The 23674-nt window shown below is 62.3% G+C and carries 19 protein-coding genes; 15 read left to right on the top strand and 4 right to left on the bottom strand.

Going from position 1 to position 23674, the window contains the following annotated elements:
- Positions 1 to 11 precede the first annotated feature (11 nt).
- Both VE009_RS18680 and VE009_RS18675 read left to right on the top strand, forming a co-directional pair.
- Positions 12 to 839 (top strand): Cof-type HAD-IIB family hydrolase, encoded by an 828-nt coding sequence (locus VE009_RS18680; protein WP_325010212.1) that lies wholly within the window; start codon positions 12 to 14, stop codon positions 837 to 839.
- A 16-nt stretch (positions 840 to 855) separates the two neighbouring features.
- Positions 856 to 2262, top strand: coding sequence for an NAD-dependent malic enzyme (locus VE009_RS18675; RefSeq protein ID WP_325010210.1), 1407 nt, complete (start codon positions 856 to 858; stop codon positions 2260 to 2262).
- 94 nt (positions 2263 to 2356) lie between these two features.
- Here VE009_RS18675 and VE009_RS18670 read toward each other — a convergent pair whose 3' ends face one another.
- The gene (locus VE009_RS18670) at positions 2357 to 3262 is read right to left on the bottom strand and encodes a winged helix-turn-helix domain-containing protein (RefSeq protein ID WP_325010208.1); all 906 of its coding nucleotides are present in this window, start codon (positions 3260 to 3262) and stop codon (positions 2357 to 2359) included.
- A 278-nt stretch (positions 3263 to 3540) separates the two neighbouring features.
- On the opposite strand from VE009_RS18670, the gene VE009_RS18665 reads away from it, so the two are divergent.
- A complete protein-coding gene (locus tag VE009_RS18665; RefSeq protein WP_325010206.1) occupies positions 3541 to 4107 on the top strand; it encodes a hypothetical protein in 567 nt (188 codons plus the stop codon).
- Positions 4108 to 4151: 44 nt separating this feature from the next.
- On the opposite strand, the gene VE009_RS18660 is transcribed toward VE009_RS18665, so the two are convergent.
- Positions 4152 to 4898 carry a hypothetical protein gene (locus VE009_RS18660; RefSeq protein WP_325010205.1) on the bottom strand — a complete coding sequence of 249 codons (747 nt, stop codon included), beginning with the start codon at positions 4896 to 4898 and terminating at the stop codon, positions 4152 to 4154.
- 287 nt (positions 4899 to 5185) lie between these two features.
- Here VE009_RS18660 and VE009_RS18655 point away from each other — a divergent pair, with 287 nt between their 5' ends.
- Positions 5186 to 5524, top strand: a complete 339-nt coding sequence (locus VE009_RS18655) for a carboxymuconolactone decarboxylase family protein (protein ID WP_325010230.1) — start codon at positions 5186 to 5188, stop codon at positions 5522 to 5524.
- A gap of 40 nt (positions 5525 to 5564) precedes the next feature.
- On the opposite strand, the gene VE009_RS18650 is transcribed toward VE009_RS18655, so the two are convergent.
- Complete coding sequence (locus VE009_RS18650) at positions 5565 to 5924, bottom strand: LapA family protein (protein WP_325010203.1); 360 nt, start codon at positions 5922 to 5924, stop codon at positions 5565 to 5567.
- Between the two features lie 135 nt (positions 5925 to 6059).
- Here VE009_RS18650 and VE009_RS18645 point away from each other — a divergent pair, with 135 nt between their 5' ends.
- The 5 genes from VE009_RS18645 (at position 6060) to VE009_RS18625 (ending at position 14836) form a co-directional block, all read left to right on the top strand.
- Positions 6060 to 6422: a VOC family protein gene (locus VE009_RS18645; RefSeq protein WP_325010201.1), complete on the top strand. Its 363-nt coding sequence runs from the start codon at positions 6060 to 6062 to the stop codon at positions 6420 to 6422.
- On the top strand, positions 6419 to 7771 hold the full coding sequence (locus tag VE009_RS18640; RefSeq protein WP_325010200.1) for an MFS transporter: 1353 nt from the start codon (positions 6419 to 6421) through the stop codon (positions 7769 to 7771). Before VE009_RS18645 ends, VE009_RS18640 begins: the two co-directional genes overlap by 4 nt.
- A 13-nt stretch (positions 7772 to 7784) precedes the next feature.
- Positions 7785 to 8729, top strand: a complete 945-nt coding sequence (locus VE009_RS18635) for an MBL fold metallo-hydrolase (RefSeq protein ID WP_325010199.1) — start codon at positions 7785 to 7787, stop codon at positions 8727 to 8729.
- Between the two features lie 48 nt (positions 8730 to 8777).
- Positions 8778 to 9743 (top strand): aldolase catalytic domain-containing protein, encoded by a 966-nt coding sequence (locus tag VE009_RS18630; protein WP_325010197.1) that lies wholly within the window; start codon positions 8778 to 8780, stop codon positions 9741 to 9743.
- A gap of 191 nt (positions 9744 to 9934) precedes the next feature.
- On the top strand, positions 9935 to 14836 hold the full coding sequence (locus VE009_RS18625) for an S-layer homology domain-containing protein (RefSeq protein WP_325010195.1): 4902 nt from the start codon (positions 9935 to 9937) through the stop codon (positions 14834 to 14836).
- 48 nt (positions 14837 to 14884) lie between these two features.
- On the opposite strand, the gene VE009_RS18620 is transcribed toward VE009_RS18625, so the two are convergent.
- Positions 14885 to 16033 (bottom strand): conserved virulence factor C family protein, encoded by a 1149-nt coding sequence (locus VE009_RS18620; RefSeq protein ID WP_325010193.1) that lies wholly within the window; start codon positions 16031 to 16033, stop codon positions 14885 to 14887.
- A 299-nt stretch (positions 16034 to 16332) separates the two neighbouring features.
- On the opposite strand from VE009_RS18620, the gene VE009_RS18615 reads away from it, so the two are divergent.
- The 6 genes from VE009_RS18615 to ctaG all read left to right on the top strand — a co-directional run bounded on the left by VE009_RS18615 (position 16333) and on the right by ctaG (position 23244).
- The gene (locus VE009_RS18615; RefSeq protein WP_325010191.1) at positions 16333 to 17955 is read left to right on the top strand and encodes an ABC-F family ATP-binding cassette domain-containing protein; all 1623 of its coding nucleotides are present in this window, start codon (positions 16333 to 16335) and stop codon (positions 17953 to 17955) included.
- A gap of 232 nt (positions 17956 to 18187) precedes the next feature.
- Positions 18188 to 19189, top strand: coding sequence for a cytochrome c oxidase subunit II (coxB, locus tag VE009_RS18610; RefSeq protein ID WP_325010189.1), 1002 nt, complete (start codon positions 18188 to 18190; stop codon positions 19187 to 19189).
- Positions 19190 to 19288: 99 nt separating this feature from the next.
- Entirely contained in the window at positions 19289 to 21112 is a 1824-nt protein-coding gene (gene ctaD / locus VE009_RS18605) for a cytochrome c oxidase subunit I (protein ID WP_325010229.1), read from the top strand.
- Entirely contained in the window at positions 21109 to 21747 is a 639-nt protein-coding gene (locus tag VE009_RS18600) for a cytochrome (ubi)quinol oxidase subunit III (RefSeq protein WP_325010187.1), read from the top strand. The genes ctaD and VE009_RS18600 overlap by 4 nt, the downstream gene beginning before the upstream one ends.
- A gap of 6 nt (positions 21748 to 21753) precedes the next feature.
- Positions 21754 to 22107: a cytochrome C oxidase subunit IV family protein gene (locus tag VE009_RS18595; protein ID WP_325010186.1), complete on the top strand. Its 354-nt coding sequence runs from the start codon at positions 21754 to 21756 to the stop codon at positions 22105 to 22107.
- Between the two features lie 198 nt (positions 22108 to 22305).
- Positions 22306 to 23244 (top strand): cytochrome c oxidase assembly factor CtaG, encoded by a 939-nt coding sequence (gene ctaG / locus VE009_RS18590; protein WP_325010227.1) that lies wholly within the window; start codon positions 22306 to 22308, stop codon positions 23242 to 23244.
- Positions 23245 to 23674: the final 430 nt, after the last annotated feature.

Raw genomic sequence — 23674 nt, 5'->3', positions numbered from 1 at the left:
GAGCCGACAGAGTGGAGAACAAAGCAGGCAACGCAGCGGGAAGACGGTACCGGTTGATCGCGATCGACGTGGACGACACGCTGCTGAACGACGAGCTCAAGGTGACGGAGGGCACGAAGCGCGCGCTCGCGCAGGCGGTGGAGCAGGGATGCGTCGTGACGCTGGCGACCGGCCGGATGTACGCGTCCGCGGTGCGCATCGCGAGCCAGCTCGAGCTGAACGTGCCGATCATTACGTATCAAGGCGCGCTGATCAAAAATTTGATCGACGGCAAAGTGCTGTACGAGCGGCCGGTGCCGGCGGACGCCGCGCTCGAGGTGATCGCGTTCGCGGAGGAGCACGGGCTTCATCTGCAAGCGTACGAAGCCGACAAGCTGCTCGCGCCGGAGGACAACGAGAAGGTGCGCGCGTATTCGCGGCTTTCGAACGTGCCTTACGAGATCGCGGACGATTTCCGCGCGGTCGCGCGGCGCGGCTCGACGAAGCTGCTCGTCATCGACGAGCCGGCGAAGCTCGACGCGCTCATCCCGCTGCTGGCGGAACGGCTCGGGGATCGGGCGCATATCACGAAGTCGAAGCCGAACTTCATGGAAATCGTGCATCCGGAGGCGACGAAGGGGCATGCGCTGCTTCATTTGGCGGCGCACTTCGGCATTCCGCGCGAGGAGACGATCGCGGTCGGCGATTCGTGGAACGATCGCGAGATGATCGAGGCGGCGGGGCTCGGCGTCGCGATGGCGAACGCGGTCGAGCCGCTCAAGCTCATCGCCGACTACATTACGGCGAGCAACAACGAGGAAGGCGTCAAGCAAGTGGTGGAAACGTTCATTCTTTCGTAAAGGCGGTGCTTACGGCATGGCAATCGGAACGAGCGTCATCATGCGGATCGAAATGGATAAAACGAAGGTCGGGTTCGGGCAAGTGATTTCGGAAATCGCGAACGCCGGGGGCGACGTCGTGGCGATCGACGTCATCCGGGCGGCGAAAGAGACGACGATTCGGGACATTACCGTCAACGTCTCCGACGCGGACAACGAGCGGCTGGTCGAGGCGGTGTCGGCGCTGGAAGGCGTTCGCGTCATCAACGTCTCGGACCGGACGTTCCTCGTCCATCTCGGCGGCAAAATCGAAACGCAGCCGAGGGTGCGCATCACGAACCGGGACGATCTGTCCCGCGTCTACACGCCCGGCGTGGCGCGCGTGTGCATGGCGATCCACAAGGATCCGGGCAAGGCGCATACGCTGACGATCAAACGCAACACGGTCGCGGTCGTCTCCGACGGCACGGCGGTGCTCGGGCTCGGCGACATCGGCCCGCACGCGGCGATGCCGGTCATGGAGGGCAAGGCGATGCTGTTCAAGCAGCTCGCCGGCGTCGACGCGTTCCCGATTTGCCTCGACACCAAAGATACGGAAGAAATCATCCGGACGATCAAAGCGATCGCGCCGGGCTTCGGCGGCATCAACCTCGAGGACATCGCTTCGCCGCGATGCTTCGAAATCGAGGAGCGGCTGAAGGCGGAGCTCGACATTCCCGTCTTCCACGACGACCAGCACGGCACGGCCGTCGTCATGCTGGCGGGGCTGCTGAACGCGCTCCGCATCGTGGACAAACCGATGGAGAAGGTGAAGGCGGTGCTCGTCGGCTGCGGAGCGGCGGGGACGGCATGCTCGAAAATTTTGCTGTCCGCCGGCATCGGCGAGCTGATTTGCGTCGATCGCATGGGCGCGCTCGTGCCGGGCGTGACGTACGACAACGACAATTGGAATTGGCTCGCGGAGCGGACGAACCCGAACCGGCTCGAGGGCGGCGTCTCCGACGTCATTCGAGGCGCGGACGTATTCATCGGCGTTTCGCGTCCTGGCGTCCTGACGGTGGAAGACGTGAAGTCGATGGCGCGGGATCCGATCGTATTCGCGATGGCGAATCCGGAGCCGGAAATTTTGCCGGAGGTCGCGGAGCCGCACGTGCGCATTATGGCGACCGGCCGAGGCGACTATCCGAATCAGATCAACAACGTGCTCTGCTTTCCGGGCATGTTCCGCGGCGCGCTCGACTGCCGCGCGACGACGATCAACGAGGAGATGAAGCTGGCCGCGGCGCGCGCGATCGCGTCGGTCGTCTCCGAGGACGAGCTGAACGAGATGTACATCATCCCGAGCACGTTCAACGACAAGGTCGTCGACCGCGTCAGCCGCGCCGTCGCCGAAGCGGCGATCGCGACGGGCGTCGCGCGGCGCATTCCGAACGATTTGCGATAAAGATAGCCGACCGGCTCGAAAAAGCCGCACGGCGGAATCCGGCCCGCTCCTTCTCGGAGCGGCGGATCCGCCGTGCGGCTTTTTGTCGATCTGCTTATTTCATATAGGACTTGAGCGCATCGGTGCATTCCTCGACGCCGTCGAGCCGGATGCTGAACCGCTCCTGCTGGTACTGCTCGCCGATCAAATGCGTGCGGATGAGTCCGGCGGAACGGAGCGCCATCATATGATGGTGGACGGTGCCCTTCGAGAGGCCGGAGAACGCGACCACTTCCGTAAAGCTGCGCGGGGAAGGCGCGAGGAAGCGCAAAATGCGCAGCCGGCTTTCGTCCGACAGCGCCCGCGTGGCGCGAAGCACCGTCGTCGGCGGCGCGTCCGGCAGCGCCGGCGGGTCGACGGGGTACAAAATAATCGCGAGCGACCGGTAAATGGCGTACAGATTCAACGGGCGGAAATGCTGCGCGGGAACGAGGATCATTGTCGCGATCCGGTCGTTCGGCTCCATCACGAGCCCGCCCGTCGCGAGCTCCACCTGCGCCACCGGATCCGGCACTGCGGCAGCTTGCTTCTCGGCGAGGCTGGCGAGCGCCGTCGGCTCCCATTCCGCCTGGAAGCTGCGGAAGTACAGCTCGTTCCACGCCCGCAGCAGCGTGACGGACCGTTCCATGTCCTCGCCCAAATCGCTGGGCAAGGAGCCGAGCGCCTGCGGCGACAGCAGCTCGTACAGCTGGCCGGGGCTAAGCGACGACAGCCAATCGAGGTACGAGGGAACGTCCTGCTTGCTCGGGCTGAGGTAAGCGAGCAGGAACAAGCGGTCGAACGTATCTTCCGTGAGAGCGCCGCTTTCCGCTTTGCGCCGGGGACCGAACAGCTCGTCCGTCTCCTTCAGCCAGGAGCTTCCGATCTCCAGGTTGCGCGTCCATTTGCGGCGGCTGTATATCATAAAGCTTAACAGCAGCTCGTAAACCGGCGAATATTCGAACTGAACGCGATACGTCATGCGTTCGCCTCCTTTGGTAATGACCTTATCATAAACGAATCATGCGGTTCGATCAATTTCAAATCGAGAGAAACGTTCAGGAAAACGTCGGTTTCCAAAAGTTCGCAAAATGCGACCCTTTCCTACGCAAAACCAAAGGCAAGACGAAGGTGACATCTATTGTAATTTCTGGTTTTCGGTTTTATAATAAAAAAGTTCGGGCTATAAGTTCGACGAATATAAAACCATAACATCGGGTTTGATGTATATGGTACATTATCGAAGGGGATGGAGAAAAGATGATGAAAAAAGCAGCGATCGGATTGTTCGCGCTGACGATGGCGATCCTTGCGGCGGGATGCTCGAACGGTGGCGGCGAGGCGACGGAGGCGGCGCCGGCAGCGGAAGCGCCTGCGGCGGAAGGGGCCGCGTCGGAGCAGCCTGCGGAGGAAGCGCCGGCGGAAGACGCCGAGCTCGAGCGGCAGAAAGCCGTCAACGCAATCGCGATCGCGGAAGATAAAGTCAATACGTTGTTCCACCACGATGCCGCGGAAGACGGCACGCCGCTCCTGAACGCGACGACGGGGACGCCGGAAGCGGCGAAAGAGCTGCTGCTCGGCTATTTCGAGCCCGCGGTGGCGGACCGCATCATCGCGCACTACATCAGCGCTCCGGCGACCGACGCGGGCGTCGTCGTCAACGCGGAGCCGTTCTTCACGTCCTCCGTCGTCGGCGTCGCGCCGGCGGATCTAACGATCGAAGGGTCCAAGGCGGACGGCTTCGCGGTCACGACGAAGGACAACGTGAAATACACGCTCAAGTGGAGCGAAGAACAAGGCCGCTATTTGGTCGCGAACATGGAATAAAGGACAGATCACGAAGCCGTCGCGGTTCGCCGCGGCGGCTTTGTTTATTCGGCCGAGGCTTCACCGCGGCCCGCCCCTTCGGACAGCGCTCCGCTCACGCCTTCGGCAGCCAATAAGATTCCTAAAGGGAACAACAGGTAAAACCACGGATCCCACCATGTCTCGCTGCGCAACATGCCCGTCGTTCGCAAGACGAATTCGGCGACGATCACAAAAAGCTCCAGCAGCGCGTATTTCATCCAGCGATGCTTCCAGCGCGACACCGCCAATACGGTGACGACGACAGCAACGGCAATGTAGTGCAAGACGGCGAAAGCGCTCGTATCCCGCGCCATGTCTTCGAACCATCCCGGCCGGTACTGGCGGCATTCGAACAGCATGATCGGGAGAAAATGGAACCACCCGGATAGGGGGCCGATGCTTAAATAAACGAATAACGCCTTCATGGTCCCTCTGACCGGTCGTTGAATTCGGCGATACAGCATCGCGGCTGTAGGGAAAAACACGGCAAGGCCCATCGAGGTGTACCCGACTCGCCACCAATGGAGCGTGTAAATGTGCAGCTTGACGAATAGCCATTCCACCGCCGCGAGGAAGACGATAGCCAACCCATAACCAGGCCAGCCCAATCGGAAAGCCGATAGGAAATTCGCGATCGCGGGGATCGCCAACAAGTTGGACGTCAGCGCGCCCAAGTGACTGTCGTACAGCGGGTCGGTCTTGAGCAGCTCCGGTCGGTAGAAATAGCTGTTGTTGTAGGTATAGATTACCGCTTCAATTAGGTAAGCCATTTCGGAGATCATTAAAAAATGGAGAAAGGTGTGTAGATCTTTCTTTTTGTAATTCGTATAGACAATAACCAGCAAGCACAAACCGGATAGTCCTATGTACCAAAATGAGTTCGCGCTCATAAGCTTACTACTCCGCCCTTGGAATGATTACAGGGTAGAGTTTCCTTACCGGGCCGTATCCATGCATGGAGCGCCGGCGAGCCGGGACCCGGGTATAGCCGGGGGAAATTGGGGATGCTAACAGGGACATTTCGGCATAGGAGGAAACGGACGTGGCAGGAACCGTAATGGATCAGAAGGTCGACGCGTACAAAATCGGCGTCGGTCATATGATGGACGCGCTGCCGAACGTCGTCGAGGCGTATCACCGGTTTACCGGGGCATGCTTCGAGGATGGCGCGCTCGGCGCGAAAGAGAAGCAGCTGATCGCCCTCGGCATCGCGCTGTTCGCGAACAATGAGGTATGCACGATGTACCATGTGCAGGAGGCGCTGTCCAAGGGAGCGTCGCCGAAGCAAGTGCTCGAAGCGGCGGCGGTAGCGGCCGCGGTCGGCGGCGGTCATGCCATGAGCCAAGGCGTGACGCGGGTGCAGCAGGCGCTGGAGGCGTGCCGCCTGCAGCAGTAACGTTAGGAAGCGACGCGAGCCGGGGCGAATGCGCTCCGGCTTATTTCGTGTCGTCTCCGGCGGCTTCCGTCGGGGCGAGCAGCTCGGTGGAGGCGTTCGCCGCGGGAGCTGCGGGCTGCGGGGCATCGGCGTCCGGCGCCTTCGGCGCGGCGTCCTTCAGCGTCTGCAGCTCTTTGCGAAGCTGCCGGATGTCGCGGGATTGGCGCAGGATGCGGATCGTGCCGAACAGTCCGACGGTAAGGCCGCCCGCGAAGGCCGAGGCGAGGATGACGACGATCAGCGGAAACGAAGCGGTGCCGAACGCGTAATCGACCGGCACCGATTCTACGTTGAGGACGGAAAACACGGCGACGACGAGCGCGAAGAAAAATCCCAAGATCAAAGACCATTGCTGTTTCATGGGACGGGAAGACCTCCTTTCGGCATCGGGTTGAGCCATTATAACATAGCGGCGTGCGGGCCGCCTCGAAACATGTGAAAATGCCCGGCAAAACCGGTATCATAGAAAGAAAATACAGGAAAAGCAGGGGAAGACATGAATCGAGTCGTTCATTTCGAGCTGTTGTCGCGGCGGCCGGAGCGCACGGCGGCATTCTATGCGGACGTGTTCGGCTGGCGGAAGGTCGAAGCCGCGGAAGGCTACTGGCGGCTGATATCGGACGATGCCGGCGGCGCGCGAGGCATCAACGGCGCGACGGTTCGCCCGATCAGCGACGCGCTGCCGCCGCAGACGGTCAACACGGTCCAAGTGGAGAACCTCGACGCTTACGCCGAGAAGGTGCGCGCGCACGGCGGACGGACGCTGTCCGATGTGTTGCCGCTGCCGGGCGTCGGGCGGTTCCAATACTGCGCGGATCCGGAAGGCATCCCGTTCGGCTTGATCGAGTACGCGCGATGAACGGCCGGCCCGGGAATCGATTTCCGCTGCTGCTGTTCGCGTACGTCGTTGGCCATTTAGGAGATATATTGTACATCTCGCTAATGGTCATTCACCTAAAGCGAACGACCGGTTCCACGCTGCTCGCGGCGCTGTTTCCGTTCGTGCGCGTGCTCGCGATGTTCGGCAGCTCGTTCATCTCGCCGCTGCTGCTCGAGCGGCTGCCGCTCGTCCGGCTGCTCGCGCTCACCCGCGCGGGCGAGACGGCCGCGCTGCTCGCCCTCGCGGGCGCGGTCGCCCTCGGCGTGGAGGCGCCGGCGGCGCTGCTCGCGTTCGTCCTGGTCATCTCGACGCTGCAGGGTTGGACCGACCCGGTCGTGTACGCGCTCGTCGCGAGGCTGACGCCGGCCGCCGGTCTCGCCCGGGCGAACGCGACGCTCGCGACGGCGCGCGAGGTGGGCGCCATCGCCGCATGGGGCGTCGGCGGGGTGCTGGCGGCGCTGCTCGATCCGGCGTGGATGCTGGCGGGCACGGCGCTGCTGTTCGCCGCCGGCTTCGCGGCCGCGCTGCGGCTCGCGCCGGCGGCCGCCGCCGCGGCCGGGGCGAACGCGGCGCTCGAAGCGGCCCGGCCGGCGCAGCCCGCCGCAGAGCCCGCCGCAGAGCCCGCCGCTGCGCCCGCCCAAGCCGCCGCGCCGGACGCCGTCCCCGCGAAGGCGCCTTCGCGCGGCGAGGCGATTCGGCTCGGCTGGCTCGAGCTGTTTCGCAATCCGGCCGTCCGCGCGGTCGTCGCGATGGATTTGCTCGAAGGGGTCGCGATCTCGATTTTCGCCGGCGTGTTCACGCTGACGTTCGTGGAGCAGCGGCTCGGGCAGGAGGAAGCGTTCTGGGGCTTCCTGAACGCGGCGTACTTCGTCGGCATGATCGCGGGCGGCGCGCTCGCGGCGCGGCTCAGCCGGCAGCTGTCGCGCCGGCTTCCGCTGGCGCTCGCGTTCAGCTCGTTCGGGTACGGCGTCGGCACGCTGCTGTACGGCGCGACGACGTCGCCGGCCGCGGCGCTGGCGCTCGTCGCCGCTCTCGGCCTGCCGTGCATGATCCGCGAGACGGCGCAGCGAACACTGCTGCAGCTGAACGTATCGGAGCGCGCGCTGCCGAACGCCCTCGTCGCTCACGGGGCGATCAACGCGCTCGCGTTCGCGCTGTCGCTGCTGCTGATGGGGGCCGCTGCCGAACGGTTCGGCATTCAATCGATCTATTACATCGGAGGCGCGCTCGGCCTCGCCTCCGCGGCGCTCGGGCTCGCGCTGTTCGCCCGGCACCGCGCCGCGGTGAAGCTGCCGGGGGAGGCGGGCTCGGCGTCGGAACGTGCGTAAGGGAGGAGAGCATATGGGGAAGAAACGATTCGTCAACGCCGACGGCGGCGCGAACACGAAGACGTTCGCGGAGCTGCGGCAGTGGCGGCGGGAGAGAAGGAGCAAGAAGAAGGATTTGACGTACCGGCTGCCGCGCGTCGAGCCTGAGCTCGACTGGCTGCGCGCCAATCGGACCGAGCCGTCGGTGACGTTCATCGGCCATTCGACGTTCCTCGTGCAGCTCGGAGGACTGAACATCGTCACGGACCCCGTATGGGCGAACGTCATGGGTTTTCATCGGCGGCTGTCGCCGCCGGGCATCGCCATCGGCGATCTGCCGCCGATCGACGTGGTGCTGCTGTCGCACGCGCATTACGATCATCTCGATCTCGGCAGCCTGCGCCGCCTTCCGGGCGAATTCGTCGCGCTCGTGCCGGAGGGGCTCGACGGCTGGTTTCGGCGGAAGGGCTTCCCTCGCGTACGAGCGCTGTCGTGGTGGGAGGAGACGACGGTCGGCGGCGTCGAGTTCGCGTTCGTGCCGGCGAAGCATTGGACGCGCCGCACGCCGTGGGACACGAACACGTCGCACTGGGGCGGTTGGGTCGTTCGGCGGGGCGGCGACACGCTGTATTTCGCCGGCGACAGCGGGTACGACGCCGGCCTGCGCGCCGTCGGCGAGCGGTACGGCGATATCCGCGTCGCGCTGCTGCCGATCGGGGCATACGAGCCCGAATGGTTCATGCGCGACTCGCATATGTCGCCGGAGGAGGCGGTCCAGACGTTCCTCGACGTCGGCGCGGCGTTCTTCGTCCCGATGCATTACGGGGCGTTCCGCCTCGCGGACGATACGCCGAACGAGGCGCTCGACCGGCTGAACGCGGAGTGGAGCCGCCGCGGCTTGCCGGAAAACCGCCTGTGGGTCATGCCGCTGGGCAAAACGCGGTTGTGGTCTGCGGACGAGACCACTATAATGGAATAATTAGCGAAAAGAAGCCGAACAGCTTCAGGAGGGCCAAAGGAGCGAACCATGAAAACAACGCACTGCAAAATTTTGGATTGCACCATCCGCGATGGCGGACTCGTCAACAACTGGGATTTCAGCGTCGAATTCGTGCGCGACCTGTATTACAGCTTGAGCGAAGCCGGCGTCGAGTACATGGAGATCGGCTACAAAAACTCGCCGAAGCTGCTCAAGGGCGGCGATGCCGGCCCGTGGCGCTTCTTGGACGAAGCGTTCCTGCGCGAGGTCATCCCGCATAAGACGGAGACGAAGCTGTCCGCGCTCGTGGATATCGGCCGCGTCGACGAGAACGATATTTTGCCAAGGGAGCAAAGCCTCTTGGACCTGATTCGCGTAGCTTGCTACATCAAGGACGTGGACAAGGGCATCGAGCTGGCGGAGAAGTTCCACGCCCTCGGCTACGAAACGACGATCAATATCATGGCGCTCTCGCACGCGCTCGAGAACGAATTGACGGAAGCGCTGCAGGAAATCGGCAACAGCAACATCGACGTCGTGTACGTGGTCGACTCCTACGGCAGCATGACGCCGAAGGACGTCTCCTACATGACGGAGAAGTTCCATCGCTCGCTGCCGAACAAGACGCTCGGCATTCATACGCACAACAACATGCAGCTGGCGTTCGCGAACACGCTCGCGGGCATCGAGAGCGGCATTACGTTCCTCGATTCGTCCGTGTACGGCATGGGCCGCGCGGCGGGCAACTGCACGACCGAGCTGCTGCTCGGCCACTTGAAAAACCCGCGCTACGACGTGCGTCCGGCGCTCGGCTTCCTCGAGAAGCACATGGTGCCGATGCGCGAAAAGTGGGAGTGGGGCTACAACATCCCGTACATGATCACGGGCATGCTGAACGAGCACCCGCGCTCCGCGATGGCGCTCCGCGCCAGCGCGGACAAGGACAAGTACGTCGAGTACTACGACAAATTGACGACGCCGGAAACGTCGTTCACCGGCACGAAAAGCGAGTAATCCTTATGGAATGTAGAAGAGCCTGGTTCCCGGATGTTCGGGATCCGGGCTTTTTGTCGTTTTCCGGACGATGGAGCTTGCGCGGAACCGGTAAATAATCGCAACGGCGCCGGCGAGGAAGGGATTGCGGCGGCAACGAAGAATATTAACCTCCTTAAATAAAGACAGAAACAAATCTGGGGGATATAAAAATGGCGGGAAGCAAGGCGAGAACCCAACAGGCGATGCGGCGGTGGATCGCGCTGACGCTGTGCTTCGCGATCGCGTTCGGCGCGGCGCCGGCGGCGGCGGGCGCGGCCCGAGATACGTCGGGTCACTGGGCGGAGGAGATTCTCGAGCGCTGGGTGTCGGAAGGGGCGATCCGGGGATACGGGGACGGCTCGCTTCGTCCGGACGCGCCGATTACGCGGGCGGAGACGGCTGCGCTGATCCAAAGAAAATTCGGGGTTCCGGCCTCGGCCCGTAAGGAGCCGTTCGTCGACTTGCCGGTCGGCAGCTGGCAATACGAGCCGATCGCGGCGGCGGTCGCGCAAGGGTTCATGAAAGGGTACGGAGACGGCAGGATGAAACCGGATGCCGCCGTATCCCGAGAAGAGCTTGCCGTTATGATCGACGGACTGCTCGATCTAGAGCCCGGCTGGAAGACAAATGCTTTCGCGGACGACGCGTCCTTGGCCGATTGGAGCCGTGCATCGATCGCGAGCGTCGCTTCTCACGGCATGATGGTCGGATACGAGAACGGCGCGTTCGGACCGAAGCGGAAGGTTACCCGGGCGGAAGCGGTCGTCACGTTGGACCGGGCCGCAGGAAGCTGGGGGATGGAGCCTGAGGTCGTTTACGGCGATCCGGGCGAATTCGGTCCGGAGGAAGGAAGCCTCTCGATCCCGTCGACGGTTGTGATCGCCGGTTCGGGCGTCACGCTGCGCAACCTGAACATCCGAGGCGATCTCGTTTTAGCCGAAGGGATCGGCGAAGGCGACGCGACGCTGTCCAACGTAACCGTCGGCGGGCGTACGTTCGTGCGTGGCGGCGGCCCGAACAGCATCCACCTGGAGAACAGCCGGTTGGGTACGGTGATCGTGGAGAAACGGGACGGCGCCGTACGTCTCGCGGCGAAAGGCTCGACGTCGGTCGGCGAGGTGGAGGTGCGGTCGGCCGCTGTACTCGAGGAGGAGAATGTCGCGGGAGACGGATTTACGAACGTGACGGTCGGCGGCGCCATGCCGTCCGGCGCAGCCGTATCGTTCTCCGGCGCATTCGATTCGGTTTGGATTTGGTCGGCTGCGGCGGTCGATCTCGTCGGCGGCAGCGTCTCGCAGCTGGTGGTGGCCGGCGAAGCCGCGTCGGCGCGGCTCCATGTCGCCCATACCGCCGAGGTCGTATCATTGACCCTCCATGCCGCGACAGAAGTGTTCGGTTACGGAACGATTCGGCGCGCCGATTTGCAAAAAGGGGCCGAAGGCACGACGTTCATGAAGCAACCCGAGCGTCTGAGCGGCTTGCCTCCCTTGAATCCGGCGACTCCGGGCGCAGGGGGCGGCGAGCCGCCGAAGACGGAGCCGCCGTCCGTCCCGGAGCATCTGTACGTGTCGGCGCGCGCCGTCGGGCACAAGACGATGCACCTTTCGCTCTACGGCGAGGTGCCCCCGGATACGACGAGTTTCGCCGTCAAGGACGGCAGCGGGGGCTCCGTCGGCATCGCCTCCGTCCGTTTCGAATGGTTCGGGCGCGAAGCGAGGCTGGAGCTCGAGCGGCCCTTGACGGCCGGCTCCTATACCGCGGCCGTTGCGGTGACCGACGCGGAGGGCGAATCCGCAGTCTATGCGTCGACGGAGCTGACGGTGGAGCAAGAGCGGGTGGAGAAGCTTTCGCTCCCGGAGGAATTCCTTCGATTGACTGGCACGGGGGAGGCCGCGGCGACGCTTCGGCTTCTCAACCAATACGGAGAAGATGCGACGGAACGATTCGCCGGCGAGGCTTCCGTCGCCGTATACGACGACACGACCGGAGCGGTCGTCGCCGACGGCCGTCCTTCCGGCGGAGCGGAGCGGCGGTTCGTTGGAACGTTCCAGGAGGGCGAACGGTACACCGTTCGGGCCGCTTACCGGGAGATGCGGGTCATGCGGAAGGTCGCGGCGTCGGCGCGCGCGGTCGAGCCGATCTCGTCCGAACACCCGTATACTTGGGCATATGAGGTTCAAGGACTGTATCATCGGGAGCAACAGCCGCTGCTCACGACGTCCGATTTCGGGGAGTTTCGCCTCCTGTTCCGCAATCGCGCCGGGGGGACGCCTCCGGAGCAATTTCGCTTCAGCGCGAGCTGTCCGGGCGTCGACATCCTTAGGGACGCGGCGGGCCATCCGATGTTCTCGCGCGTCGATCTGCCGAACAAGGAACGATTGGTCGGATTGACCTTGAAGGCGACGGGAACGCCCGCGGCGGGACCTTGTACGGTTACGCTGACTCATCAAGGGCTGCCCGAGAGCGTTTCGTTTTCGTTTCGGATCGAGCAAGGCCCCGCGTCCGAAGCCGCGTTTTTGATGAACGATCGCTTGTATGCCGTTTACGGCGGGGCGCCGGAAGCCGCTCAGCCGGAGTGGCTCATTCGGGATACGGAAGGCAGGGACGTGTCTCGCGCTTTGTTCCTCACGAGCGACGGGCCGGTTGCCGAGTATGCGCTCGAGCATGGGAACGAGCCGGCCGGGGATTACCTTGCGGCTCCTTCAGGGAGCTACAAATCCGTCGCCGTCGCCTATGTCGGCGCATCCTTCGAGGGTCCCGACGCCTTCGCATTGATCCGTTACGAAGGCACGGAGCAGGCGATGTACGCCATCAACGGCGAGCCGGCGCGTCCCGTCGACGGCAAAGCGCATCCCGAGCCGCTGTCCGCCGGCGACCGGCTGCTGCTGCGGTCCGGCGGCAGCGTGCTGGCGGCCGTTTGGGACGGAGCGGGGTGGGCGTATCAAGGGATCGCCGAGGCCCCCTCGTCCCCTCGGGGCGTGTCCGCGGCGGCGTCGGAGGGCCAAGGCGTTCGCTTGTCTTGGGAGCCGGTTCCCGCGGCGCACTATTACAACGTTTATTATAAAAACGACGGCGAAGCGTCGTATCGGCCGCTGCTGGATGCGGACGGGCGCCGCGTCGCGACGCGGGACGCTTTCGCCGTCGATCCGGACCCCGAGTCGACCGCGACGAGAATGTACGTCGTTACGGCGGCGGTCGGAGGGGCCGAATGGGATGCCGAATCCGATCCGAGCGCGCCCGCATTCGTTCGGGCCGATCGGGTGCCGCTCGGCTTTCGGCCGACGGACGCCGTCGCCGATCCGGCGGCGTCGACGCTGTATTTGGCGAGCGCGGAGGAGCGGCGCGTGTACGCGCTCGACATCGAGACCGGCGCCCTCCGCGCGGCGGCGCTTCCCGGCGTCCCGGTTCGCCTCAGGCTGTCGGACGGGAAGCTGTTCGTCGCGGTTCGAGCGTGCGTCGGCTGCTATAACGAGAGCGGCTCCCTCGTCGTCATGGACGCCGCTGACTTCCGCCCGCTGGCGACGGTCCCGATCGACGCGAACCCGACGGACGCTGCGATCGATCGGGCGGGCAACGTGCATGTGGCCGCCGAGAGAGACTGGGATCGGTTGATCGTCTCCTATCAAGCCGACAGCTATCGGGTGATGGAGAGGACGGCGGTCCATCAGAATCTCTCGCTTCAAGCCCATCCCGCATTTGACAAGCTGTATGCCATGCCGGCGAATACGAAGCCCGTGGATCTGTTGGCGTTCTCGCTGTCGGACGGGCGGATCGCCGGCCAATACGACTCTGTCTATTACGGGGATTCCGACATGGGCCGCGCGTTCAAGGTTTCTCCCGACGGGAGGTACCTGTTTGCCGAGACCGGCACCGTATTTTATGCGAACGCCGATCGGTTCGACGACATGTCTTTCGTATACGACTTTCTCCCTTCGCTCCGCGAAGAGCGGTATGCGGATATCGCGTTCGATCTTCCGAACGGCCGGTTTTATACGGCGGCGGGGCGGACGATCACGGCGTATCGGTATTCGAATTTTACGCCATACGGACAGTACGAGACGGAAGGGGACGCCGCGTTCGTGTTCGATTCAGATGGGGACATCGTCGCCGTCACGTCGATCGACGGGCGGTACGCCGTGGAAATCGTGGACGAGGCTTCGTATGCGCCGCTTCCGGAGGAAGAGGGTGCCGGGATCGCGCTCGACGGGCGGATCGCCGATGTCGTTTACGATGCTGGAAGAAATGTGGCTTACGCGATCGATACGGCCTTCCACCGGCTGTATATCGTCGATCCGGCGTCGAAGGCGGTACGCCATACGGTCTCGCTGTCGTATAAGCCGTTGGGCATCGAGTTGTCGGAGGACGGCTCGAAGCTGTACATCGTCAATCATGACGCGAGCGCTTTGGTCACGGAAATGGACGCCGACGATTACACCGAGCTCAGAACTTTGAATGACTCCGCGGATGAAGATGCGAGAGATTTCTCCGATCGGCATGTGTACGAACGGGGGAATCGGCTGTACGTCATTACCGGAGGATGGGAGCCGGCGTTGACGGTGTTCGATTCGGATTCGTTCGCGAAGGTGAGTTCCGGGAACGCGATTCAAGGCGTGGGCGATATGGCGATTACTAGCGATTCCAACCGGTTTTATTATTGGTATCAGTACGGATGGGATGCCGGATTGGCAAGTTCCTCCGTCAGAGAGGTAACGGTCGCTGGGAGCGTGTACGGCGCTTTCGCGCAGACCGATGAAACCGTGGTTCCCTACCCGCAGTTTGCGCGGGATCCGCTCGATACGCCGGTAATCTTGTCGGAGGATCGGGGCTGGGTCATCGCCAAAAACCATATATTCGCGATGGACGATTTGAAGACGACGATCGCGGTGCTGCCGGAGCCGATCTATGCCGTAAGCCCGGACGGGGCGCGTTTGGTCGGAAAGAACGGCGTGTATGACGCCGCGACGTTCCAGAAGGTGCAGAACGTGTCGCTCGGGAAGGAAATCTTTTTCGGGAACGACGGAACGTTGTATCATATTTTGAATAACAGATTGCTGACTGTGGAATTGGAATAACAAGAAGAGGGCTGCCGCGGCAGCCCTCTTCTTGTTAACGTACATCAATCATTCCGTCTCCCGGCTGCGCGCCATCTGCTGCCAGACGGTGCCGGCGGCCGCTTCGCCGGATTCGATGCGCTCGAGCGCCATGCGCGCCTGCAGCGCGACCTCGAACTCGGGATCTTCGGCGGCGATGCGCAGCGCGGGAATCGCCGCTTCGTCGCCGAGGTCGTACAGGAAGCGCGCCGCGCGCCAGCGCACGATTTTGCTCTTGTCGGCGAGCGACTCGATCATCGCCGGCTGCGCGGAGGCGTCGCCGATGTCCGACAGCGCGTCCCCGGCCGTGCGGCGCACCGCCGCCGACGGATCCTTCAGCATGGCGGTCAGGCGGCGGACCGCTTCCGGCCCTTTGATGTCGCCGAGGTAGACGACGGCGAGCCGGCGGACGGAGAAGTTGTCGTCCGCAAGCGCCTGGTCGAGGAGCGGCAGCGTCTCCTCAGACGGCTGCAGCCGCTCGAGGGCGGCGTAGCGCACTTTCCAATCGGCGTCGCGAAGGCGCGCCGCGAGCTGCTCCGGCGTCAAGGCCTCCGCCGCCGGCTCCGGCGCGGGCGGCGCGGCGTCGGGCTCCGCGCCCATCGCCTCCGCCTGCGCGATCAGCTGCGCGAGCCGCGCGTCGTCGTACGCGGCGTCGAGCTCCGCCGCCACCTCCGCCACGATGTCGGCGAGCTCGCCGTAGCGGACGCCGTGCTCGACGAGCCGCCGTTCGCGGATCAAATTCGGCGACGCGGCGCCCGCGGTCATCGCCGCGTCCGCGAACCGCTGCGGCAGGGCGACGCGCGACTCCTCGTGCCCCGCGCGCACCCGCACTTGCATCGGGATGCCGCGGAACATCTGCACGAGCACGGTCGCTTCGCCGTAGCTGAAATCGCCGCCCTCCGCAGCGGCGCCGCCGGTACCGGTTCCGCCGAACGCTTCGCGCACGGCGGCGAGAATGGCCCGCCAGTCGGCGGCGGGCTCGCGTTCGACGGCGATGAAGTCGGCCGCCTGGTACACGCTCTTGACGCCGGGGATGACGAGCAACGCTCGCAAATGCGCCGGCGCCCGCCCCGCGTTCGCGGCGTCGAATGCATATTTCACGCCGGGAGCCAGCGATTCGTCCACGTTCAGCTTCATGGCGTTCGGGCTCGGCGTCGGTTCGATTCTAACGAGGTTCATGCGTTTCAAGCACCTCCGATGACGATTGCGGCGCGGCATGCGCCGCTCTCCATATCATACCATACCGCGGGGGCTGCCCGAAGGGCGTCGGCAGACGCCCTCGGGAGCCCGCCCTGCCGCGCGCCGCATGGCCGAATGACGTTCGAACCGCCGCTCCCGCGGACCTTTTTCGCCCGACGACCGCTTTACGCTTCCACCGATATCGCTTCCATTGAATATATCCCGTCACTTTACGGTAATTATGATATAATGGGTAAGTTGCAATTTCAGGCGCGGAAAGGACGGTTTACTTAGAACTTATGATTACGGTATCCAACGTCACGCTGCAATTCGGCAAGCGTGCGCTATTCGAAGACGTCAATATCAAATTTACTCCGGGCAACTGCTACGGTCTCATCGGCGCGAACGGGGCGGGCAAGTCGACGTTCCTGAAAATTCTCTCCGGCGAAGTGGAGCCGACCCGCGGCGAGGTGCACATCACCCCCGGCGAGCGGATGGCGGTGCTGAAGCAGAACCATTACGAATACGACGAATTCCAGGTGCTGCAGACGGTCGTCATGGGCCACAAGCGCCTGTATGAAATTATGGAAGAGAAGAACGCGATTTATGCGAAGGCGGATTTCTCGGACGAAGACGGCATGCGCGCGGCGGAGCTCGAGGGCGAGTTCGCGGAGCTGAACGGCTGGGAGGCGGAAGCCGAAGCGGCCGAGCTGCTGATCGGTCTCGGCATCGGCACGGACCTGCACGACAAACTGATGAAGGAGCTCGACGGCAACCAGAAGGTCCGCGTCTTGCTCGCGCAAGCGCTGTTCGGTCACCCGAACATTCTGCTGCTCGACGAGCCGACGAACCATCTCGACATCGAGTCGATTCGCTGGCTGATCAACTTCCTCGGCAGATTCGACGGCACCGTCATCGTCGTATCCCACGATCGTCACTTCTTGAACGAGGTGTGTACGCACATCGCGGACATCGACTTCGGCAAAATCCAGCTGTACGTCGGCAACTACGACTTCTGGTACGAGTCGAGCCAGCTCGCTCTGAAGCTGCAGCGCGACGCGAACAAGAAGAAGGAAGAGAAGGTGAAGGAGCTCCAAGAGTTCATTCAGCGCTTCTCGGCCAACAAGTCGAAGTCGAAGCAGGCGACGAGCCGGAAGAAGCTGCTTGAGAAAATCAGCCTGGACGACATCCGCCCGTCCAACCGGAAATATCCGTTCATCCACTTCAAGGGCGAGCGCGAGGCCGGCAAGCAGATGCTTCAGATCCAGGGGTTGACGAAGACGATCGAAGGCGAGAAGGTGCTCGACAACCTCCACCTGATGATCAACACGGGCGACAAAATCGCGTTCGTCGGCCCGAACTCCTTGCCGAAGACGACGCTGTTCCAGATCGTCATGGGCGAGATCGAGCCGGACGCGGGCGAATTCAGCTGGGGCATCACGACGTCCCGCGCGTATTTCCCTAAGGACAACTCGAGCTACTTCGAGGGCGTCGATTTGAATCTCGTCGATTGGCTGCGCCAATACTCGAAGGATCAGGACGAGTCGTTCATCCGCGGCTTCCTCGGGCGGATGCTGTTCTCGGGCGACGAAGCGCTGAAGAAGGCGAGCGTGCTGTCCGGCGGCGAGAAGGTGCGCTGCATGCTGTCGCGCATGATGCTGACCGGCGCGAACGTGCTTATCCTCGACGAGCCGACGAACCACCTCGACCTCGAATCGATCACGGCGCTCAACAACGGGCTCGTCGACTTCGACGGCACGATTCTGTTCACGTCGCACGACCATCAGTTCGTGAACACGATCGCGAACCGGATCATCGAGATTACGCCGAACGGCATCATCGACAAGCAGATGTCGTACGACGAATACTTGGAAAGCGATGAAGTGCAGCGGCTGAGAGAGAAGCTGTACGCGGAGGCTTAAAGCCTCCGTTTCGCGCGTTCGGGCGCAAATTGCGGATACGTTCCCGAGATGCCCTTGGAAGCGGTCGCTTAGGGCCGGGGACGAATCCGAACTTTTTGTGAAGGTTTGTGTCGTTAAATTGACAAACCCATGCACCGAACTTATAGTATGTATGGTGTCTTTGTGACCGAAATCCATTGATGTGATGCGGTTTTCACTGCAAATAATACAGAATGCGGGGTTGATCACCACTATGCTGCAGTATTTGAAAGGGAAGCGGTTCCTTCTCTTGTTCGCCGCGCTGGCGCTCTTGCTTGCGGGCTGCTCGCAAGAACCGTCTCCGCTGAACCCGAAAGGGACGCTCGCGCAAGAACAGTTGAATCTCATGATTTTGTCGCTCGTCATCATGGTCATCGTCGTCGTGGTCGTATTCGCGATCTCGGTTTACGTCCTCGTGAAATTCCGCGCGCGCAAAGGGGACAACAGCATCCCGAAGCAAGTGGAAGGCAACCACAAGCTGGAGATTATCTGGACGGTCATCCCGATCATCCTGCTCACCATCCTGGCAGTGCCGACGGTCGGTTACACGTTCAAGCATGACCAGAACTTGTCCGCCGATCCGAACGCGATCAAAGTGCAAGTCGTCGCTCACCAATTCTGGTGGGAGTTCAACTATCCGGAGCTCGGCATCTACTCTTCGCAAGAAGTCGTTATGCCGGTCGGCCGCGACATTTCGTTCGAGCTGACGTCGGTCGACGTCAACCACTCGTTCTGGATTCCTGCTCTCGGCGGGAAGAAGGATACGAACCCTGGTCTGACAAGCTACATGCACCTGCATCCTACGGAAGTAGGCGTATACAAAGGCAAGTGCGCCGAGCTGTGCGGTCCGTCGCACGCGCTCATGGATTTCAAAGCCGTCGTCGTGACGGAAGAAGAATTCCAGGCGTGGGTGAACGATATGAAAGAAGCGCCGACGGTGGCTGCGGAAGACTTGGCTGCGGGCGAAGAGCTGTACAAAGCGAACTGCATCCAGTGCCACGCGATCCAGCCGGACGCGAGAAGCGCGGCCGCGCCTCATCTGAACGGCTTCGGCGAGCGCGCCTTCGTGGCGGGCATTCTGGACAATACGGAAGAAAATCTCGAGGAATGGATTCGCGATCCGAACGCGGTCAAGCCGGGCACGCTGATGCCGAAGGTAGAATTGACCGACGAGGAGATCGACCAACTCGCGAAATATTTGCTGCAGCTGAAATAACGCATAACATCAATTACGTTTAGGGAGGTTGGCCCGGTGGCTAACGCACACGCACATGCGCACCACGATGCGCACTCCGTGAAGCGATATACAGGTCTCATGGATTGGTTGACGACCGTCGACCATAAAAAAATCGGAATCCTGTACATGCTCGCCGGCGGATTCTTCTTCTTGATTGGCGGTATCGAAGCGATTTTGATCCGACTTCAGTTGATGGGACCGCAGATGAGCATCGTAAGCGCGCAAACTTACAACGAGCTGCTCACCATGCACGGCACGACGATGATCTTCCTCGCGGCGATGCCGATCATTTTCGGATTTATGAACGCGGTCGTGCCGCTCCAAATCGGCGCGCGCGACGTCGCGTTCCCGTTCCTGAACTCCCTCGGGTTCTGGACGTTCTTCTTCGGCGGCTTGCTGCTCAACCTGAGCTGGATTATCGGCGACGTGCCGGACGCGGGTTGGACGGCGTACGTGCCGCTCTCGAGCGAGCAGTTCAGCCAGCATCGCGGGGTTGACTTCTACTTGATGGGTCTGCAGGTTGCCGGTATCGGCACCTTGATCGGCGGCATCAACTTCCTCGTCACGATCATCAACATGCGCGCTCCGGGCATGAGCTTCATGCGGATGCCGATGTTCACGTGGACGTCGTTCATCACGTCCGCGCTCATCCTGTTCGCGTTCCCGGCTTTGACGGTAGGCTTAGTATTGCTTACGTTCGACCGTCTCTTCGGCGGTAATATTTTCGACCCGAACATGGGCGGCAACATCGTATTGTGGCAGCACATTTTCTGGATTTTCGGGCATCCTGAGGTATATATCCTCGTTCTGCCGGCGTTCGGGATCATTTCCGAAGTCATTCCGACGTTCTCGCGCAAGCGGCTCTTCGGTTACAGCGCGATGGTATTCGCAACGGTGCTCATCGGCTTTTTGGGCTTCATGGTTTGGGTTCACCACATGTTCACGACGGGCATGGGACCGGTAGCGAACGCGCTGTTCGCGGTCGCGACGATGCTGATCGCGATTCCGACCGGTATCAAAATTTTCAACTGGCTCTTCACGATGTGGGGCGGCCAGATCAAGTTCACGACCGCGAACTTGTTCGCGATCGGCTTCGTGCCGACGTTCGTTATGGGCGGCGTGACGGGCGTCATGCTGGCGGTGCCGCCGGCGGACTTCCAATTCCACGACAGCTACTTCGTCGTCGCGCACTTTCACTACGTTATCGTAGGCGGTATCGTGTTCGGCTTGCTGTCCGGCCTGTTCTACTGGTGGCCGAAAATGTTCGGCCGTTTCTTGAACGAAACGTCCGGCAAATGGACGTTCTGGCTGTTCTTTATCGGCTTCCATTTGACGTTCTTCATCCAGCATTTCCTCGGTATGATCGGCATGCCGCGGCGCGTATACACGTACCTGCCGGAGCAGTATAATCCGGGTTGGACGTGGATGAACCAGCTGTCCACGGTCGGCGCGTTCGTCATGGGCATCGCGATCCTCATCCTGCTCGTGAACATCGCTGCATCGTTCACGAAGCCGAAGACGGCGAAAGCCGACTCGTGGGATGACGGCCGTACGCTGGAGTGGACGATTCCGTCGCCGGCGCCGGAGTACAACTTCGCGCAGACGCCGGTCGTTCGCGGCATCGACGCATGGTGGAAAGAGAAAATGGAAGGCAATACGGCGATGACGCCGGCGGAGCCGCTCGGTCCGATTCACATGCCTTCGCCTTCGATTCTTCCGTTATTCATGTCGATCGGCCTGTTCATCGGCGCGCTCGGCTTCATGTACAGCGAAGAATTCAATGGATACTACGTCGCTATCGGCGGCTTGTTGATTACGTTCTTCTGCATGTTCCTGCGTTCGGTTTACGACGATCACGGCATGCATATCGATCCGACTGAGGATAAGGGGGCTTCGGCATGAGCAGCGTAACTCACGTTGATCCGCACGCGCACGGCGTCGCCGGCGAACTGCCTCACGAGCCGGAGCGCGCGACCTTGGAAGGTCGCAATAAACTGTTGGCATTTTGGTTGTTCCTCGGCGGCGAGTGCGTCTTGTTCGGCACCCTGTTCGCCACGTTCATGGCGCTGCGCCACAACACGATGGGCGGCCCGGACGGCGCGCATCTGTTCGACCTCGTTCTGGTCGCTTGGGCGACGTTCATCCTGCTCACGTCGTCGCTGACGAGCGTGTTCGCGATCCAAGCGATGCACGCCCGCAACGTGCCGCAGATGATGCTGTGGCTCGGCGTCACGGTAGCTCTCGGCCTGGGCTTCCTGGCCCTCGAGATTTACGAGTTCATTCACTACGTGCACGAAGGTCACCAGTTCAACTCGAGCGCCTTCGGTACGTCGTTCTACTCGCTGGTCGGCTTCCACGGCGCGCACGTCGCGTTCGGGGTGCTCTGGATCACGCTGTTGATCTTCCAGCTCGGCAAGAAGGGCCTCACGACGATTACGGCGCCGAAGGTGTACGTCGCGTCGCTGTACTGGCACTTTATCGACGTCGTGTGGGTGTTCATCTTCACGATCGTTTATCTCATGGGAAAGATGGGGTGATCCGGAATGGCCGATCATACGTTATCGCATAACGATTCGTCGAGTAACGTGAACGCTCGCCGCAAGCATCGCCACGAAGGTCCCAAGAACCATCTGCTCGCCTTCGCGCTTTCGATTTTGCTGACGGCGTTCGCGTTCGTCGCGGTCGCTTACTCCCTGGTAGAGGAAGAGACGCACGTCGAGCACTGGTTCGTGTACTTCTTCATCATCGCGTTGGCGATTTTCCAGGCCGTCGTACAGTTGGCGTTCTGGATGCACATGAAGGACAAAGGGCATTCCTGGCCGATTTTCGGCATTGCGTTCGGCTTCTTCGTCGCTTTGACGGCGGCGGCTGCCGGTCTGCTCTGGTCCTGGTGGTAAACGAGTAAGGTTTCGGGTAAATATATCGGCGTAGTGCTGCGGGCAGGCGGAGGTTCGGTCAAACGGATCGCCGCCTGTCTGTTTGTCCGCGGCGCCGCTAGGTTCAATAAGGTTTGTCCGGGGCGACGGTGTATGGTTCCCGGAGGGAGTGCCGCTCCCGTCATCTATTGATTGAATTATGCCAAGGAGGTACTCGTGATGTTCGGATTGGTCGGTTTCGATTGGGCTTCGCTGTGGAGTCCGGTCACGCTGCTGCTGTTCGTCGCCGCCGGCGCAGGGTACTTGTACGTCACCGGCCCGGGCCGCGCGCGCATCCCCGGGGCGGAGCCGGTCCCGGCAGTGAAGAAGGCGTGGTTCCTCGGCGGTCTGTTCTTCTTGTACGCGGCGTTCGGCAGCCCGATCGACCTGCTCGGTCATATGATGTTCACGTTCCATATGCTCGGCATGTCGTTCGCGTACATTATCGCGGCGCCGATGCTGCTCGCGGGCACGCCGGAATGGTTTCTGCGGCCGATCGCTCGGCTGCCGGGCGCGCGCGGGTTGAAGTTCCTGATCAACCCGATCGTGACGCTGCTGCTGTTCAACATGGCGTTCTCGATATATCATGTGCCGACGGTGCATGATTACGTCATGACGAACTTCGCGCTGCATACGGCGTATTACGTGCTGTTGATGATCACGGCGCTGCTTATGTGGTTCCCGGTTATTTGCCCAGTGTCGACGATCGACAAGCTCGAAGGGTTCAAGAAGATGGGGTACATCTTCGCGAACAGTGTGCTGCTCATGCCGGCGTGCGCGTTGATCATCTTCTCGGGCTCGCCAATGTACGGCACGTACACGGACCCGATGCTGTGGGCGACGGCGATGGGCTACTGCGTACCGCAGGGCGCGACGGTGCTGCTCGAGATGTTCAGCGGCCCGCAGTCGCTGGCGTGGATGCCGCCGCTCGAGGATCAGAAGCTCGGCGGCGTGCTGATGAAGCTGATCCAGGAGACGGTGTACGGATCGATCCTGGTTTACGTCTTCCGGCAATGGTACCGGAGAGAGAATCCGAAGCGCGACGACGGCGGCGACTCGCTCGATCCGACGCCGGCGTACTTCGAGCGCCTCGCGGCGCAGTCCGAGCCGGCGAAGTAAGCCGCGCGGCGGGGGGGCGGGGGCTGCGGCTGGCCGCGGTCGGGCGGCGCTATTGAGCGCCGTCCGCATCGGCAGCCGCCGAAGCGCCGCCCCTGCAGCCCGCCCTCGGGTGAATAGCGAGCTTTTCGCACTAATAGCGAGTTTAGACTCGCTAATAGTGCAGAAAGCTCGCTAATTTTTTGCGGCGGCGGGGGGCGTCGGGCGTCCGAGGCTCGGGGCCCGATGCGGGAAGCTCGCCGCACCAGTGACGGCGCCTACTCGCCTGCGGCGGCCGCCTAGCTCCCGAAGGCCGCCCCTGCAGCTCGCCCTCGGGCAAATAGCGAGCTTTTCGCACGAATAGCGAGTTTGGACTCGCTAATAGTGCAGAAAGCTCGCTAATTTTTTGCGGCGGCGGGGGGCGTCGGGCGTCCGAGGCTCGGGGCCCGATGCG

The organism is Paenibacillus sp., assembly GCF_035645195.1.
GTDB lineage: Bacteria > Bacillota > Bacilli > Paenibacillales > YIM-B00363 > Paenibacillus_AE.
The sequence above is the reverse complement of the archived record's forward strand: the minus strand, read 5'-3'. Positions and strand labels throughout refer to the sequence as shown.

Excerpts from the sequence above, each read along its gene's own strand:
- VE009_RS18675 (WP_325010210.1), top strand. The coding sequence starts at position 856 with ATGGCAATCGGAACGAGCGTCATCATGCGGATCGAAATGGATAAAACG.
- VE009_RS18670 (WP_325010208.1), bottom strand. The coding sequence starts at position 3,262 with ATGACGTATCGCGTTCAGTTCGAATATTCGCCGGTTTACGAGCTGCTG.
- VE009_RS18665 (WP_325010206.1), top strand. The coding sequence starts at position 3,541 with ATGATGAAAAAAGCAGCGATCGGATTGTTCGCGCTGACGATGGCGATC.
- VE009_RS18660 (WP_325010205.1), bottom strand. The coding sequence starts at position 4,898 with ATGGCTTACCTAATTGAAGCGGTAATCTATACCTACAACAACAGCTAT.
- VE009_RS18655 (WP_325010230.1), top strand. The coding sequence starts at position 5,186 with ATGGATCAGAAGGTCGACGCGTACAAAATCGGCGTCGGTCATATGATG.
- VE009_RS18650 (WP_325010203.1), bottom strand. The coding sequence starts at position 5,924 with ATGAAACAGCAATGGTCTTTGATCTTGGGATTTTTCTTCGCGCTCGTC.
- VE009_RS18645 (WP_325010201.1), top strand. The coding sequence starts at position 6,060 with ATGAATCGAGTCGTTCATTTCGAGCTGTTGTCGCGGCGGCCGGAGCGC.
- VE009_RS18640 (WP_325010200.1), top strand. The coding sequence starts at position 6,419 with ATGAACGGCCGGCCCGGGAATCGATTTCCGCTGCTGCTGTTCGCGTAC.
- VE009_RS18635 (WP_325010199.1), top strand. The coding sequence starts at position 7,785 with ATGGGGAAGAAACGATTCGTCAACGCCGACGGCGGCGCGAACACGAAG.
- VE009_RS18630 (WP_325010197.1), top strand. The coding sequence starts at position 8,778 with ATGAAAACAACGCACTGCAAAATTTTGGATTGCACCATCCGCGATGGC.
- VE009_RS18625 (WP_325010195.1), top strand. The coding sequence starts at position 9,935 with ATGGCGGGAAGCAAGGCGAGAACCCAACAGGCGATGCGGCGGTGGATC.
- VE009_RS18620 (WP_325010193.1), bottom strand. The coding sequence starts at position 16,033 with ATGAACCTCGTTAGAATCGAACCGACGCCGAGCCCGAACGCCATGAAG.
- VE009_RS18615 (WP_325010191.1), top strand. The coding sequence starts at position 16,333 with ATGATTACGGTATCCAACGTCACGCTGCAATTCGGCAAGCGTGCGCTA.
- coxB (WP_325010189.1), top strand. The coding sequence starts at position 18,188 with ATGCTGCAGTATTTGAAAGGGAAGCGGTTCCTTCTCTTGTTCGCCGCG.
- ctaD (WP_325010229.1), top strand. The coding sequence starts at position 19,289 with ATGGATTGGTTGACGACCGTCGACCATAAAAAAATCGGAATCCTGTAC.
- VE009_RS18600 (WP_325010187.1), top strand. The coding sequence starts at position 21,109 with ATGAGCAGCGTAACTCACGTTGATCCGCACGCGCACGGCGTCGCCGGC.
- VE009_RS18595 (WP_325010186.1), top strand. The coding sequence starts at position 21,754 with ATGGCCGATCATACGTTATCGCATAACGATTCGTCGAGTAACGTGAAC.
- ctaG (WP_325010227.1), top strand. The coding sequence starts at position 22,306 with ATGTTCGGATTGGTCGGTTTCGATTGGGCTTCGCTGTGGAGTCCGGTC.